At 44.1% G+C, this 15,712-nt stretch carries 10 protein-coding genes and 2 pseudogenes; 6 read left to right on the top strand and 6 right to left on the bottom strand.

Annotation, left to right across the window (positions count from 1 at the left end; genetic code table 11):
- Nucleotides 1–41: 41 nt before the first annotated feature.
- On the bottom strand, nucleotides 42–983 hold the full coding sequence (locus P4S58_RS14560) for an aldose 1-epimerase (RefSeq protein ID WP_337164396.1): 942 nt from the start codon (nucleotides 981–983) through the stop codon (nucleotides 42–44).
- Nucleotides 984–1,047: 64 nt separating this feature from the next.
- On the opposite strand from P4S58_RS14560, the gene P4S58_RS14555 reads away from it, so the two are divergent.
- The 3 genes from P4S58_RS14555 (at nucleotide 1,048) to P4S58_RS14545 (ending at nucleotide 7,696) form a co-directional block, all read left to right on the top strand.
- Nucleotides 1,048–4,125 (top strand): GH116 family glycosyl hydrolase, encoded by a 3,078-nt coding sequence (locus P4S58_RS14555; RefSeq protein WP_337164394.1) that lies wholly within the window; start codon nucleotides 1,048–1,050, stop codon nucleotides 4,123–4,125.
- Nucleotides 4,126–4,229: 104 nt separating this feature from the next.
- Nucleotides 4,230–5,246 carry a LacI family DNA-binding transcriptional regulator gene (locus P4S58_RS14550; protein ID WP_337164393.1) on the top strand — a complete coding sequence of 339 codons (1,017 nt, stop codon included), beginning with the start codon at nucleotides 4,230–4,232 and terminating at the stop codon, nucleotides 5,244–5,246.
- A 164-nt stretch (nucleotides 5,247–5,410) separates the two neighbouring features.
- Entirely contained in the window at nucleotides 5,411–7,696 is a 2,286-nt protein-coding gene (locus P4S58_RS14545; RefSeq protein WP_337164391.1) for a glycoside hydrolase family 9 protein, read from the top strand.
- 193 nt (nucleotides 7,697–7,889) lie between these two features.
- On the opposite strand, the gene P4S58_RS14540 is transcribed toward P4S58_RS14545, so the two are convergent.
- Nucleotides 7,890–8,756, bottom strand: coding sequence for a YicC/YloC family endoribonuclease (locus tag P4S58_RS14540; RefSeq protein WP_337164389.1), 867 nt, complete (start codon nucleotides 8,754–8,756; stop codon nucleotides 7,890–7,892).
- A 223-nt stretch (nucleotides 8,757–8,979) separates the two neighbouring features.
- Here P4S58_RS14540 and rph point away from each other — a divergent pair.
- Together rph and pyrE are read left to right on the top strand one after the other, a co-directional pair.
- Nucleotides 8,980–9,695 (top strand): annotated as a pseudogene (gene rph / locus P4S58_RS14535) (ribonuclease PH).
- Between the two features lie 75 nt (nucleotides 9,696–9,770).
- Complete coding sequence (gene pyrE / locus P4S58_RS14530; protein WP_102962978.1) at nucleotides 9,771–10,418, top strand: orotate phosphoribosyltransferase; 648 nt, start codon at nucleotides 9,771–9,773, stop codon at nucleotides 10,416–10,418.
- 45 nt (nucleotides 10,419–10,463) lie between these two features.
- On the opposite strand, the gene lpxM is transcribed toward pyrE, so the two are convergent.
- From lpxM to coaBC, 4 genes and pseudogenes are all read right to left on the bottom strand, one after another.
- Nucleotides 10,464–11,465: a lauroyl-Kdo(2)-lipid IV(A) myristoyltransferase gene (gene lpxM, locus P4S58_RS14525; protein WP_337164388.1), complete on the bottom strand. Its 1,002-nt coding sequence runs from the start codon at nucleotides 11,463–11,465 to the stop codon at nucleotides 10,464–10,466.
- A gap of 16 nt (nucleotides 11,466–11,481) precedes the next feature.
- Nucleotides 11,482–12,429: an LpxL/LpxP family Kdo(2)-lipid IV(A) lauroyl/palmitoleoyl acyltransferase gene (gene lpxL / locus P4S58_RS14520; RefSeq protein ID WP_337164387.1), complete on the bottom strand. Its 948-nt coding sequence runs from the start codon at nucleotides 12,427–12,429 to the stop codon at nucleotides 11,482–11,484.
- Nucleotides 12,430–12,434: 5 nt separating this feature from the next.
- Nucleotides 12,435–13,025, bottom strand: coding sequence for a nucleoid occlusion factor SlmA (slmA, locus tag P4S58_RS14515; RefSeq protein ID WP_042488100.1), 591 nt, complete (start codon nucleotides 13,023–13,025; stop codon nucleotides 12,435–12,437).
- A 130-nt stretch (nucleotides 13,026–13,155) separates the two neighbouring features.
- Nucleotides 13,156–14,387: pseudogene (gene coaBC / locus P4S58_RS14510) on the bottom strand (bifunctional phosphopantothenoylcysteine decarboxylase/phosphopantothenate--cysteine ligase CoaBC).
- 172 nt (nucleotides 14,388–14,559) lie between these two features.
- Here coaBC and P4S58_RS14505 point away from each other — a divergent pair.
- Entirely contained in the window at nucleotides 14,560–15,690 is a 1,131-nt protein-coding gene (locus P4S58_RS14505) for an RNA-guided endonuclease TnpB family protein (protein ID WP_337164385.1), read from the top strand.
- Nucleotides 15,691–15,712 lie beyond the last annotated feature (22 nt).

Below are 15,712 nucleotides of genomic sequence, written 5' to 3'. Positions count from 1 at the left end.
GGGAGCATTGCGCTCCCCACTTTTTGAACTCGCCAATAGAACTAGACAAATGTGGCTTGGCATTGCCACTCAAATTGAACGGTTTCCTCTGGAGCCAGCTCCAGTAGACCAATGTGATTATTGAATGCATCAGCAGGGCAAGTCATTGGCTCAATCGCAATACTAGGCTCCGAAGGTGGCGTATAGAGTTGCACGAACGAGTAGCCCTTGCCTTGGTTGAACTGCAAAGAAGCGCTCTTGTCATCACGTATCAGTGCAAGAGTTTGCTCTGATGAGTCACTGAACAGGTAGCAGTGATTGAGGTTAACGCCTTCCAATGAAGTTGGGGTAGAGAAGACGTTGCTAGAGAGATATTGCCCGCTAGGTAAATCGTGTTGGTGTTCGAGCTCGGTATGAGCCGCCATAGTGAGCTGACAATGTTTGAGGTCACAGCCGAGAGAAAAGTAGGGGTGCCATGCATCTCCAAATGGGAAATGTTCGGTGCCTAAGTTGGTAATGGTCGTATTGCAGCTTAAGGTTCCTTGATAGTCAATTCGATAACGGACATCAAGGCGAAACGCGAAGGGATACCCATCCGCTAATTTAGTGGTTTCAAAGCGAAATGTGGCTTCGGCGTATTCACTATTGGCTTCATGCGCGACCAGTTTAAAAGGTTGGTTATAGAGCAAACCGTGTACTGCATGCTCAGACCATGGAAAGTTGGCTGCCAGTGTGTAATCACGTTGTCTATAGCGGTATTGGCCTGCTTTTAGGCGATTTGGAAAGGGGAAGAGCTTTGCGCTACGCGAAAAGAAAGGATGAGATTGAATTAAATCATGACTGTCTTGGTATCCCACAATAAATGAAAATGGACTGTGGTTAACTCGATATTGATTAATGATAGCACCGAAGTCTTGAATAATATCGACTTGAATTCCAAGTTCAGAGTTTAATATGGTTGTGGAATTGAGTTCCCCAAAATTGTTTTTAATTAATTTAAACATAAATATTCTCCTTTTTTTAGATATTAAAGGATGAGTTTAAATATTCAATATTGGATTTGAAATTATGATAAATAAAATTCCATATACATCGTATTCAGGTCAAGCAGGTGCATTATGCAGTAAAGGGAATGCCGTTGAGTTTCTTCAGCCTTGGTATACCCCGATCTCAACAACACCAGCTAATACAGGGGTGGCCGTTGGTGGTATAGGTTCGACATTTACCTTAACTCCGCAAGGTAACACACCAAACTTTAGCTTTATTCCAGGCATATTCGTTGATTGTGAACATGAAAGTATTCACTTTAATGACTTCTATTTTTCCGTAATGGATGAACACTCTCTGGATAATTTGGATATACCAAATGTCGGTGAATTATTACTGTTCTTAAAATATTATCCAGTGGACTTTTATTTTGATGTTTTTCATGCCAAGAATAAAGATTTAATTCTTTCTGGAATAAAGAATTGTTTGCGTTCAGGCTTGTTCTATCTAAATAATAAATCCAACTTTGAACGTTGGCAGATTGAATTTTCCGATAAAACCCAACAAGCGATCACCAACGATCCTTCTAGTCTTGAAACCCAGTTGCTTGTTGTGATCGATTTCTTCAATGGTTTATTGATAAACAACTCGGCACGAGCTCTGTCGCTGACGGCTAATAATGGTTCAAGCGTTGAATCTATTGACTCAAGCAACATAGAGTACCGTGCTCTTTATCCGATCGCAGAGTTCGAATATCGAGGGCTTGAGTCTGTTGCGCTAACGCGTCAGGTCATTTCACCTATTGTGAAAAACGACCAAATGCTTTGTAGCTTGCCGATGCACTGGAACCACTTCGAGATGAGTAACCGTAGTGACAAAACTCAGCTTGTCACCTTGGTTCAACCGTTACGCAATTTGATTGGTTCAACCTATAAGAAAGCACGTGAAGGTGTGCAAGATTCTTGTTGTCACTTAGTTCAAAATGCCATCAGCCAACAACATCAGCCAGTAACTATCTCTGGTGCGGGTTTTGAGTTCCATGGCGTGAGTATGACATCGAACTCACCTTATGATGGCGATATCTCAGGTGAGGTCTTGTATGGCGTGCATACCCAATTTGAAGGGGTAACGGTTGAGCAAGTAACGGTGACCGTCAAACCTCAGGTCTACTGCAGCAAAGCGGATCAACAAGTTGAGCGAGCATTAAAAACAGGCCGCACCAATGCGCATTTTGATCGTGGTATCTATAGTGGTCGAGAGCCGTTAAGTGCTTTGGTCTGTGTGCAAGTGACTCTTAAACCTGGTGAGACGATTGCACTTCGATTTGCTCAAGTGATGGATCACAGCAAAATCTTATTGGATGGTTGGGAAAGTGAAAAAGCTTATGTCCGTTACTTAGAGGCTCAATCGCGAGCCCAATCTATTCTCAACCAGACTTTACCGAGACTGAGCGAGATAGAGCAAAACATTATCAGTCAGCAGCGCGAGTTCCTTGATAATGCCAGCCAAACCTTTGTTGATAATGACAGTGCGCTTCGTTTCGCCACCATGGCGATGAACAGCTTGTCCTTCCTCGCGGAATCTACGGTATGGGATAAGGAAAATGTACTTCTGGTGAAAGAATGTGTTGATTACCCATTTTTTAACTCACTAGATGTGTATTTCTACGGTTCATTTTCTCTGCTCTATCTGCTTCCAGAGCTTGATGGCTGCGTAATGAAACACTTTGCCAAAGCTATCTTAAACAGTGACGAAAAGCTGCGACGCTACTGGGAATATGAAGATAAGCCTTATGCGGAACTGGTGGACGAGAAATATCAGGGAAGCAGAGCAGAACGTGGGGCGGTCATTCACGATCTGGGCAGTCCATTTGATATTGAGCCTGATGCTTACAGCTGGCATAACGTCAAAGAGTGGAAAGACTTAGCGCCTAAATTCATTCTGATGGTGTATCGCCACTGGCAAAAAACGGGCGACCGCGAAGTGGTTGAAAGTTGTTGGTCATCTGTGAAAGAGAGTATCGATTATCTGACCAATCTTATTGAAGATGGAGACACTCTGCCTTTGACCCGCGGTACTGATGATACCTTTGATAATCTTGCTTCTCATGGTGTTTCAATCTACTGTGGTAGCTTATGGGTAGCAGGGTTGCGCGCAGCAAGTGAGCTGGCGTTGTTAGTCGGTGAGGAAGAGCTGGCTCAGGGTTATACACAACGTTCTAAGGATGCTCTTGAAACACTAGAGCGCGGACTTTGGGACGAGCAAAAAGGCTACTACCATTTCTTCATCACACCAGTACAGGCTAAGCATTTAACCGGAAACGGTTTCGAATCACTTGAAAAACTTGGCTTAACGCTGACAGGTAATACCGTACATGATGCTAACTTGGTCAACGCTTATTTAGATGCTTACGACGTAGAGAGTAGTATCAGCAAGCGAGACCAACGTTTGGCTAATAAACAACGACTGATCGAGCTAGCGCCGCAAGCATTCAGTGCTGAATTTGCCAAGTTGGAAGCGGATTCCGACAACAGTTTTGGTGACGCACTATTGGCGGACAGCTATCTGAAGCTGGTCGATTTACCGGGCTTGTTTGATTCATCACGCATTGAACGTACGCTAGATTTTATCTATCAAACCAACTTTATTACCAACAGCCCTAAATTGGGGGTTGCGAATATGACGCTGGCAGATGGTAGACCTCACGGTGCGTTTCAGGCGCAAGATGTTTGGATTGGCGTTCAGTTTAGTGTTGCGACTGCACTGCGTCTTGCGGGTAAGCAAGCGCAAGCAGAGCGATTGATGGACGCGGTATATCAGGCACTTTATAGCATGGCAAAAATTCCTTTCGCTGCTCCGGAAGGGTTTAACTGTTCTGTTACTGTAAGCGACAACGATATTGCACAACACTTTGACCTAACGTCAGAGATGGCGAGTGAGTTGTTATTGCACTTACAGAAGGTTGGTCACTTGTTTGCTGATGGTCGGGTGAATCCAGATCTGACTCAAAACATTGAGGAGTTTGCGCTGAGTTTGTCCAACTTACCTTCAAACGTCGACTATCGTGAACTCCACACTTGGTTGTTGAGTACTGGTTTGAAATACACAGCCGGACGCTATTTCCGACCTGGAATGATCTACGCCTATCTCTATAGATAAAGTGATTAGGTAGTTCAAAGGTGGAATATGTGGGATTGAGTGTAAAAGCCAATCCCACTTTATACTTCATATACTTATAAAAATAGAACGAGGGGGTAAGTCTTATGACCGACAAAAAGAAAAAAGCTCCAACTGTTTATGATGTAGCAAAATTGGCTGGCGTATCACCCAGCACTGTTTCACGCTTTTTGAACCGAACTACCTATGTAGCGGAAGAGAAGAGTCATAAGATCGAACAAGCCATCACCACTCTTGGCTACAAGCCAAACTTCCAGATGCAGCAGGATAAAAGTCGTCGCTCTATGACGATTGGTGTCCTAGTTCAGCATCCTGACAGTCCTTACACCAGTAGCATTCTCAATGATATGGAACGAGTTCTGTTGGCACAGGGCTATTCTTTAGTGCTGGCGACCGGGCATTGGCAGAACAAGCTTGAGATGCATGCGCTTGAATACTTAATGAAGTGCTCAGTTGATGGTTTGATCATCGTGACTGGTAGCCTAAGCGAACAAATGATTTTGAAAACGGCAGAATCAATCCCTGTGGTAGCGGTAGGCTATAACATCGAGGGCGAAAACATCCGTTCACTCAATTTGGACAATGTCATGGGTGGCTATATTGCAACTTTGCACTTGTTACAACTCGGTCATATGAACATCGCTCATATTAAAGGGCTAGAGAGTCAACCAGACTCAAGAGCACGTCTTAAAGGCTATAAAAAAGCTTTGCTTGAAGCGAATATCAAACCTAATCCTAAGTTGATTAAGCAGGGCGATTTTAGATCTGAAACCGGCTATAAAATGACGGTGGAATTAATCGAATCAAAAGTGCATTTTTCAGCACTGTTTGCAGCCAATGACCAAACGGCTTATGGCGCGATCAAAGCGTTGACTGACCATGGTTACAAAGTACCAGAAGATGTCTCGGTGGTTGGGTTTGATGATTTACCCGTTTCACAATATTTCACACCAGCATTGACCACCTTGCGCCAGCCAATAGAAGAAATTGGTGCTTTATGTGCGAGATCTATGCTGAATTTGCTTTCCGGAGAGCGGCACGAAGTCAGATTACCTCCGATTGATCTTATCGTTCGTCAGTCTACCAAGTCGATTTATCGATGATATTTTCTTGAAACAGATTCATAAGCTCAGAGGCAAGTGTTAGTAGTATCACGAAGGGAAAAATAGACATTTTTAGAACAGTTTATTTGTGCGCAGACATCAAACTATTCGCTATGAAATCGCTTACTTTCATCGTGTTGTAATTCATATGTCTAGGAGTAAGTATGCACAAATTCAAACTCTCACTAGCGACCATACTGATTCTTTCATCGTGTTCTGTTTATGCAAATGAACAGCTTATTAACGGTAAATTTGACGGTAGTATGGATGGCTGGTGGAATGCTGGTGCAGATGTAAAAATCAATAATGGCGAAGCGTGCGTCGAAATTAGAAATCCGGGTGAAAACTCGTGGAATGTGATTTTAGGCCAAGGCGGCATTGGTTTAGCCAATAACGCAGACTATCAGGTTTCATTTGATGCGTACGCGACTGTCGATACTCAAATGAAAGCGTTGATCCAGCATGAAGGGCCTCCTTACACGCATTACTTTATTGATGAAACAAAGGTCTCGACTCAGAAGAAGAGCTATAAGTTTAACTTCAATCATGATGTTGAAAGTGATGCGAAGACAGAATTCCAGTTCCAAATGGGCGCACAGAAAGTTGGCACTATATGCGTCAGCAATGTGTCGATTCTTGGTGAACGATACATTGAAGAACTAAAGACCAGCTCTGTTCGCGCCAACCAAGTTGGTTACCTTCCTCAAGCCGATAAGTTTGTATTTGTCGCTAATGAATCTAAAGAGCCTTTAAAGTGGGTGCTAACCAACAGCAGTAATATCAATATCGATTTGGGCAGAACGGAAGTTTTTGGTCTTAACAAGGCTTCAGGTGAGTTTATTCACCGTATTGACTTATCAAACTACAAATCGGATATGAGTGGTTTGAAAGTGAAAGTTGGCGAAGACGAGAGCTTCCCATTCAGCATCAACAAAGATATCTACAATCAGTTGAAATACGATGCGTTGTCTTATTTCTATCAAAACCGCAGTGGTATCGATATCGATAAAGCTTTGGTACAGCGTGACGATTTAGCGCGCCCGGGCGGTCATATGAGCGATGTGGTGACCTGTTTTGATAAGACAGACAGCTGGGGCAATAAATGGCCTGGTTGTGATTTTACGGTCGATGTAACTGGTGGTTGGTATGACGCAGGCGACCACGGTAAGTACACTGTGAACAGCGGTATCTCAACCTGGACTCTGTTGAACTTGTTTGAAAGAGGTAAATGGTTAGATAGCGCCCCTATTCCTTTTGCCGAAGGGAAGGTGAAAATTCCTGAAGCTGGAAACGGTGTGAATCCTTTGTTGTCTGAGGCTCGTTGGAATATCGAGTTTATGTTGGCGATGCAGATCCAAAGTGACAAACCTGTCGCTGTTCCTGTTGGTGACCAGTCTGAAGACAAAACACTTAAACTGACTAAGATTGACGCAAAAGGTATGGCTTTCCATAAAGTTGCTGATGAAGCTTGGACAGGTATGCCATTGCCTCCTCACATGGACACCCAGAAGCGATATGTGGGTTACCCAACGACAGCTGCAACGTTGAACTTGTCTGCGATTGGTGCTCAATGTGCCCGCATTTGGAAAGAGATTGATCCTAAGTTTTCGAAAAGCTGTTTGAATGCGGCGCAAGAGGCTTGGGAAGCGGCGAGCAAAAATCCTAATATTCTTGCCTATGATAACTTCACTGGATCAGGTCCTTATGATGATAAAGAGCTTTCAGACGAGTTCTACTGGGCTGCAAGTGAACTTTATATCACCACAGGTGACAGCAAGTACCTTAAAGCACTGAAAGCTTCTCCTCATTATCTAGAGACACCAAAAGGCAACATTGAAGCTGATGGTGAAATGTTCTGGGGATACACAGCACCATTAGCAACGATAAGCTTGGCGGTTGTACCTAACGGACTGGGTGAAGAGCAGATTAAAGTAGCAAGAAACAACCTAATTGCTACCTCTGATAACTTTGTGGGTCAGATTGCGAACGAGGGTTACCACATTCCTTACACGGTAGAAGAATACCCATGGGGATCGAACTCAAGCTTTGTAAACCGAGCTATCTTCTTAATCTATGCGAATGATTTCACTGGCGATATTAAGTATGTGAAAGCGGCTGCAAATGCGATGGATTACTTACTTGGCGCTAACCCAATGAACCTCTCTTACATCACAGGTTACGGTACCAACGCTGCCAATAGCCCTCATCACCGTTTTTGGGCACATGCCGCTGATGAAAACTCACCAGCTCCAGCACCAGGTGCGCTAGTGGGTGGACCAAACTCAACAAGTTACAGCGATCCTGTTGCTGCAACGCTGAAGGGTTTATGTGTGGGTCAAACTTGCTATAGAGACAGCATTAATGCGTGGTCGTTCAATGAGATCACGATTAACTGGAATGCGCCTTTAGTTTGGGTTGCTTCTGCTTTGGATGAAGGAAAGCTAAATTAATTTGTTTGTCTTATGAGTCTGTTGGTCATCTCAAATTTGCTTTCAACGTTCAAAATGAGGTGGCCAATATTTTTACTTTCAAGCAAGTATAGAGTCGTAAAACAGATTGAAACAATGAATTATGCTTTGTTTTGAACTAATAAAAAGCCCTTATAAATAAGGGCTTTGTGCATTTTAGAATTTGGATCTGGTGTTATTCGATGTTTTGGATCTGTTCACGCATTTGTTCGATAAGCACTTTAAGTTCTACACCTGAAGCGGTGATGTCAGTGCTGATTGACTTGGATGCTAATGTGTTTGATTCACGGTTGAATTCTTGCATCATGAAGTCCAGCTTACGGCCACAAGCGCCGCCTTTTTTCATTACATTGCGTGCTTCTTTGACGTGAGAATCTAGGCGGTCCAGCTCTTCAGCAACATCGGATTTTTGTGCTAGAAGAATCAGCTCTTGTTCTACTCGCGTTGGGTCTAACTCAACTTTTGCTTCTTCAAACTTGTTGAACAGACGCTCACGTTGCCATTGCAGAATTTCAGGCATACGTGCGCGAACTTTCACTACTTCTTCGCTGATCGCAACCAAACGCTGATCAATCAACTCTTTCATGTTTTCGCCTTCACGACCGCGAGCATCAATAAACTCTTTAACCGCTTCGTCGAACGCTTCTAGAAGCGTTTGGTTAATGGCATCCATATCTTGCTCAGGCGTTTCCATTACACCCGGCCATTGCATCACCTGAAATGGGTTGATACGAGTCAGTTCACCAGTCATGTGCATAACCTGACCAGCGGCTTTAATCACTTGGTGTGCTAATGCTTCATTGATTTTAAGTTCACTTTGCGCAGCAGGGTTAGCTTCAAAGCGTAGGTTACACTCGACTTTACCGCGCGCTAAACGCTGACGAAAACGCTCACGAAGCACAGGCTCTAGGCTACGAAATTGTTCAGGTAAGCGGAAATAAGCTTCTAGGTAACGCTGGTTTACCGAACGAATCTCCCATACTGCGCTACCCCAATCGCCTTTGACTTCTTTGCGTGCATACGCCGTCATACTGTAAATCATCAGTGAATCCTTGATTAATCTTCTGCAATTTAATTAGCGCTAATAGTAGCATACAAACACATGGGATAGGTGAGCGCTAATCTCGTTGTTGAAGATTCACACCTAGGAACTGAATCGGAATTCCTATATAATCCTCGCCCAATAAATTTCGGTTACCGGCTGAGTTTTTACGGACTTAGTTTTACTAACACAGCTTTGTTTCCACAACACAGGTAAATACCTTATGCGTCCAGACAATCGTGCTGCAGATCAAGTTCGTCCAATTAAAATCACTCGTCAGTACACGGCATATGCAGAAGGCTCTGTGTTAGTTGAATTCGGCAACACCAAAGTGCTGTGTAATGCCAGCGTTGAAGAAGGCGTGCCACGTTGGTTGAAAGGTCAAGGTAAAGGCTGGGTGACGGCGGAATATGGCATGTTACCTCGTGCAACACACTCACGCACTCGTCGTGAAGCGGCAAGTGGCAAACAGGGTGGCCGCACCATGGAAATTCAACGTCTGATTGCGCGTAGCTTACGTGCAGTGGTGGATTTAGAAACCATGCCTGAAGTGATGATCACAGTGGACTGTGATGTTATTCAAGCAGATGGTGGTACACGTACCGCTTCTATCACTGGTGCTAGCGTTGCATTGGCGGATGCGTTTACTAAGCTAGTTGCTGACGGCCGCTTGAAAAAAACCCAATGAAAGGCCACGTAGCTGCAGTGTCTGTTGGCATTCTTGGCGAAGAGGTGCTTTGTGACCTTGAGTATGTAGAAGACTCTGCCGCCGATACTGACATGAACGTTGTCATGACAGAAGAAGGCAAGATGATCGAGATTCAAGGCACTGCTGAAGGCGAACCGTTTAGCCACGAGCAACTGCTTGATTTACTTGCTGTTGCCAAGAAAGGCATTGCCGATATCGTCCAGGTTCAGAAATTGGCTCTGGCAGAATGATGTTTTTATAGCTCCCAATTGGGGGCTATTTTTTTAAGTAACGTTTTTTAAGTAACTACGGAAGAGAAGAGAAAGATGAAAGCATACCAGCGTGAATTTATAGAGTTTGCCCTTGAAAAACAGGTGCTAAAATTTGGTGAGTTTACTTTGAAATCAGGCCGTAAGAGCCCTTATTTTTTTAATGCTGGTCTGTTTAACACTGGTCGTGATTTGGCTCGCCTAGGTCGTTTCTACGCCGCTGCGCTTGTGGACTCAGGTATTGATTACGATGTGTTGTTTGGCCCAGCTTATAAAGGTATTCCAATCGCAACAACAACTGCTGTGGCTCTGGCTGATCACCATGATGTGGACACGCCTTACTGTTTCAACCGTAAAGAAGCGAAAGACCACGGTGAAGGCGGTAACTTAGTCGGTAGCGCACTCGAAGGTCGTATTATGTTGGTGGACGACGTTATCACCGCTGGTACTGCGATTCGTGAATCAATGGAAATCATTAAAGCGAACGGTGCTGATTTAGCTGGCGTATTGGTTGCGATTGACCGTCAAGAGAAAGGCAAAGGTGAGCTTTCTGCTATTCAAGAAGTTGAGCGTGATTTTGGCTGTGCAGTGGTTTCAATCGTCAGCCTGACTGATCTTGTGACTTACCTTGAAGAGAAAGGTACGAACAACGAACATCTTGATGCAGTAAAAGCGTACCGTGCTGAGTATGGTATCAATGCTTAATTGATAACGCGTGATGGATATGAAAAAGCCCCTAACGGGGCTTTTTTAGTTTTGAGTCGGTGGTAATGGTTTTTCTTGGTCACCATCATGAGAGTTATCGTAAATCTCAATGCCATCACGGCGAGTTTTGAGAAGCGACAACTGCCACATATATTGCTCAGGGTGAGGGCGAACTAAGTCTTCAATCGCTTGGTTCATTGCGCGCGCATCCGCTTCTTCATCACCTGTCGGGAAGTTTTCTAACGCAGGTAAAATATGCACTTCATATTTCTGTGTTTTGTCGTTATACGCAGGTAGCACTGGAACGACTTTCGCTTTTGAAAGGCGAGCCATTTTACCAAAGCCTTTTAAGGTAGCTTTTTCTGTGCCAAAGAAGGGGACGAAAACTGAGTTCGCCTCGCCGAAATCTTCATCCGGTAACCAGTAACCTAAATAGCCATCTTTGATAGAGCGGACAAAAGGTTTAACCCCTGCGTCACGAGCGAAGATACGGCCACCATACTGCATACGCTGAACGTGCATTAGCCAATCGCCGATTGGGTTACGCTGAGGCTTCATGATGGTTGTGACTTTGTAGCCTTTCGCTGCCAGCATGACTGCTGGGTAATCTACTGCCCAAGCATGCGGTGCAAGGATAATCACCTTTTCACCAGCATCAAGAAGCGGCAATAGATTTTCTTCGCCAATCATCACGCCACGATTTTGGTTATGTTTGGTTGAGCGAGCCAAAAATTCTGAATAACCCAGCATGTATTGGGCCGCTTTGACAAACGTTTCTTCTAAGATTTCCTGACGTTCTTGTTCGGATTTCTCAGGGAAGCAGTAAGCTAGGTTAACGCGAGCACGACGAACCACTCGACCATTTTTCTTAATGGCAAATCGAGAAAGCTTACGCGCTAATCCGTCACGCCATGACACAGGCATAAAAGCGAATAGAGCAGCGAAAGCGATACCTATCCACGTGCCCCAATGTTTCGGGTGAAGAAAAGACCACTGAAAAGTTGGATTATGTAAGTATTTATTGATGTTGTTATCGTTGTCGCTCACAAGCAGAACCTTTTATTTACTGGTATCGGGCATTGGTTTGTGTTTCATCTGGCAGCGATTTAAACCGCTTATGAAGCCACATCCACTGTTCTGGGGCGCGAAGTATAATCTCTTCAACAAATTTATTCATGTAGGCTGCCGCAGCTTTTTCATCTTGTTGAGGGTAGTTACCCTCAATGGATTGATCAGCAATAAGCTCGTATTTACCTTGTGAATTTCTAAAACCTGAAACTGGTACAATCGCACATTTGCTGCTGTAAGCCAGAATACTGGTGCCAGTAGTGGTACATGCTTCTTCTACTGCGAAGAAAGGGACGAAAACAGATTTGTTATGTCCGTAATCTTGGTCTGGCAAATAGAACAGACGCTCACCTTGGCGCAGTACACGAATCATTTTCTTCAGATCGGTACGATAAACGAGTCGGTTACCATTACGTGTTCGGCCTCGGTACTGAATAAATTCATACGCAGGGTTGCTGTGCGGACGATAGACACCATAGCCACTAAGACCAATAACCGCAAAAGCACGAGCTGTGATTTCTAAATTCAAAGCGTGCACACCACACATTAAAACACCTTTACCGTTTTCTGCATGTTTGCGTACAACCACAACATCTTTTTCATCCAAGATGCGCTTAAAACGCCAAGTTGGCCAAAACCAGGTAATACCGGTTTCAATCAGAGCCATTCCAGTGTTTTTGAAATTTTCGATCACCATTTTATCGATATGTTCTTCTGACATATCAGGAAAAGCGAGATCTAAGTTTCTTTTAGCAATAAAGACCCGTCTTTTGCCAAAGCGCATGCCAAAAGCCCCGATTGCGTGGCCAAGTTTCAGCAACATGCGGTAGGGCAGTAGGTTAACGGTTAAGGCGAGTAGACCAAATCCAAACCATACACCCCAATATTTAGGATGCAGCAGGGATAAGGAGAACTCTGGTTTGCCGGGTCTTTTTGTGCTCATTGTCTTTACTTAATTTGTGCGCTGAGTAATGCCCAGTATTCTTCAAAGTTTTCGGTTGGTTGGTATTTAAAGTCTGAACGTACAAAACGGTTCAAACTTCCTTCAACTTGGCCGAGCAACTGGGCGGCTAGTGTTTTTTCATCGACTGGGAATGATTTGCCTTCACGAATTTTACGCTCTCGCAGTATTTGGCGCAAAGAGGTTTCAATTCGTTCAAACAATTGATTAATTCTGTCGCGTAGACGTTCATTCTCAAACATTAGAGCATGTCCTGACAGAATTCTTGTCAGGCCAGGGTTACGTTCTGAGAAAGCCAGAATAAGTTGCATCACTAATCGAATGCGATTGAGTGTGTCTTTCTCTTCATCAACAATGCGGTTAATACGTGACATTAACGATTCTTCAATAAACTCGATGAGACCTTCGAACATACGCGCCTTGCTTGGAAAATGGCGGTATAAGGCAGCCTCTGAAACGCCAACTTGGGCGGCGAGCTTTGCAGTCGTGATGCGCGATGCACCTTCGTTTGACTCGAGCATTTCAGCAAGAGCTTGGAGAATTTCTTCGCGGCGATTGGTTTTTTTATTGCCGGCCATAACCCGTATCTTCCTTCTGGTTATCACTGCTAATCACGAGGTAGTGGTTGCGTGGAATAGACGCCATTACTTCGTAAGTTCGAGATTATTTAATGAGGAAGTAGGTGGAATCACCACCTACGATTTGCGTTTAGCTGTCCGTTTTAGCGATGAAGCTGTTTATTAGTAGCACTAAAGCGTTTGCCAGTTCAGCTTTACTTGCCAATGGCAGTGCCTGCTCACCTTGTTGCCAATATACGGTTAATGCGTTGTTATCACTATTAAAACCTTGTCCTTCGACAGATACGTCGTTAGCACAGATCATATCGAGGTTTTTGCTGGTTAGCTTACCGCGTGCGTATTGCTCCACGTTTTGCGTTTCAGCAGCAAAGCCGACAGTAAATGGACGGTTTTCTGTTAAAGCTGCAACGGAAGCGACAATGTCAGGGTTTTTAACCATAGTGATGGTAAGAGTGTCGTTGTCACCCGTTTTCTTAATTTTTTGTTCAGCGACTTGTTCTGGACGGTAATCTGCTACTGCCGCACAAGCAATAAATACATCATGTTCTGTCGCGGCTTGCATGACAGCATCATGCATATCCAGCGCGCTCTCTACATTAATACGTTTTACTTGTTCTGGCGTAGCCAAACTTACAGGGCCAGAGACTAAAGTCACTTGCGCGCCCATTCTTGCTGCTGCGTCCGCAATTGCAAACCCCATTTTGCCAGAACTGTGATTGGTCACGTAACGAACAGGATCAAGTGCTTCCCGAGTTGGACCTGCGGTGATCAGTATGCGTTTCCCATCTAACGGTTTTTCAGTAGATAGGGGTTTTGGACCAAAGAATGCTTCACAGTGATGAACCAGATCCATCGGTTCTAACATGCGGCCTTTACCCACATCACCACATGCTTGTTGACCAGAAGCCGGTCCCCAAATCATTGCTCCACGACGAGCAAGAGTCACTAGGTTTTCTTGAGTTGCCGTGTTGCCGTACATCTGCTGATTCATTGCTGGAGAAACTGCAACAGGGGCGTCCGTCGCCAGTACTAAAGTGGTCAATAAATCATTACCCATACCTGCTGCCATGCGTGCAATAAGATCAGCGGTTGCTGGTGCAAGCAGCACTAAGTCTGCCCATTTAGCCAGCTCAATGTGGCTCATTGATGCTTCTGCACTCGGGTCAAGCAAGCTGTAAGAAACGGGATTGCCGGAGACGGCTTGCATAGTAAGTGGCGTAATGAACTCACGCGCAGCATCAGTCATTACTACTTGAACTTGTGCGCCACGCTCAATCAAACGTCGCGTTAATTCTGCGCATTTGTAGGCGGCGATGCCCCCACTGATGCCAAGCAGAATTTTTTTCCTGCCAAAGTTTGCATTCTGGATTCCTCAAAAAATCTGCGGGTTATGTTAGCAAACGAATCTTATATTATCGCCCGATCAGGGCGATAATATAAGATTAATGACCGTTAGGGCAGCTTTGCTTATATCTTTGCGCTTTTCTGTTGTCTGTTGTACTTTATTTATATTGAATAAATAAGGTTTTTTACTTTGAATAGAGCGATAAAAATCCGGATTTTCCCAAACCGAGAGCAGCAAGATTTCCTTGATGCGCAGTTCGGTGCGGTAAGATTCATTTACAATCGTGCCCTTCATATCAAAAGCCATTATTACAAAAAGAAAGGCATTAATCTTTCACCGACTAAAGAGTTAAAAGCCCTTATTTCCGTTGCTAAAAAACACGCTAAATATGAATGGCTAAAGCAGTTTGATTCTATTTCACTGCAAGAGTCGACTCGTAATCTTAAGAAAGCCTTTGATAACTTTTTCAGTCCAGAAATGGAATCTCGATATCCTCAATTTAAAAGGAAACAAGGTAAGCAATCCAGCTACCATTGCATGAATATAGATTGCGATAGCGAAAGCATTAAGATCCCCAAACTCAAATCCAGAATCAAAGCCAAAGTTCACCGTCCTATTGAGGGTGTTTTGAAAAGCATTACTCTTTCCAAAGCATCCACAGGGAAGTATTACGCCTCACTTTTATTTGATGTAGAAAAGGTACTGCCAGAAAAACCAAAGCATATCACACAGGTGAAGGGTTTTGATTTAGGGTTGTCTGACTATCTGATTGACAGTGATGGAGTAAAAATCCCTAACCCTCTCTTTTTGCTACGCGCAGAGCGAAACTTACGCAAAAAACAAAAGTCATTGAGTCGGAAGGTTAAAGGCTCTCGCAACCGAGAAAAAGCAAAGTTGCTGGTGGCGAAAGCGTATGAAAAACTTACCAATGCACGGAACGACTTTCAACACAAACTTTCAAAACGTATCGTTGACGAAAACCAAGCACTGATATTTGAAAAATTAAAGTCGTCTAACATGATGAAAAACGGAAAACTCGCTAAACACATTGGTGATGCTGCTTGGTTCAGCTTCGTTCAAAAAGTAAGGTACAAAGCGGATTGGGCAGGCAAGCATTTTGTCCAAATCAGCCAGTGGCTACCGAGTTCCAAAACCTGCTCCTGCTGCGGTCATAAGCTGGAAAGCTTGCCACTTGCAGTTCGACACTGGATTTGTCCGGAATGTCTAACTCTGCACGATAGAGATCGTAATGCAGGAATGAACATCAGGCTAGCAGGAATTATCGATTTAAAGGCGGAAGGTTTCACCGTCTCAGCATAGTGATGCGCCGTCAGTCTTAAGG

The sequence above is a fragment of the Vibrio sp. Hal054 genome, assembly GCF_037162405.1.
Lineage (GTDB): Bacteria > Pseudomonadota > Gammaproteobacteria > Enterobacterales > Vibrionaceae > Vibrio > Vibrio diazotrophicus.
Note: the sequence above shows the minus strand (reverse complement) of the source record. Positions and strands in the feature narration are given on the sequence as shown.

Excerpts from the sequence above, each read along its gene's own strand:
- pyrE (WP_102962978.1), top strand. The coding sequence starts at position 9,771 with ATGAAAGCATACCAGCGTGAATTTATAGAGTTTGCCCTTGAAAAACAG.
- slmA (WP_042488100.1), bottom strand. The coding sequence starts at position 13,025 with ATGGCCGGCAATAAAAAAACCAATCGCCGCGAAGAAATTCTCCAAGCT.
- lpxL (WP_337164387.1), bottom strand. The coding sequence starts at position 12,429 with ATGAGCACAAAAAGACCCGGCAAACCAGAGTTCTCCTTATCCCTGCTG.
- P4S58_RS14550 (WP_337164393.1), top strand. The coding sequence starts at position 4,230 with ATGACCGACAAAAAGAAAAAAGCTCCAACTGTTTATGATGTAGCAAAA.
- P4S58_RS14555 (WP_337164394.1), top strand. The coding sequence starts at position 1,048 with ATGATAAATAAAATTCCATATACATCGTATTCAGGTCAAGCAGGTGCA.
- P4S58_RS14540 (WP_337164389.1), bottom strand. The coding sequence starts at position 8,756 with ATGATTTACAGTATGACGGCGTATGCACGCAAAGAAGTCAAAGGCGAT.
- P4S58_RS14560 (WP_337164396.1), bottom strand. The coding sequence starts at position 983 with ATGTTTAAATTAATTAAAAACAATTTTGGGGAACTCAATTCCACAACC.
- P4S58_RS14545 (WP_337164391.1), top strand. The coding sequence starts at position 5,411 with ATGCACAAATTCAAACTCTCACTAGCGACCATACTGATTCTTTCATCG.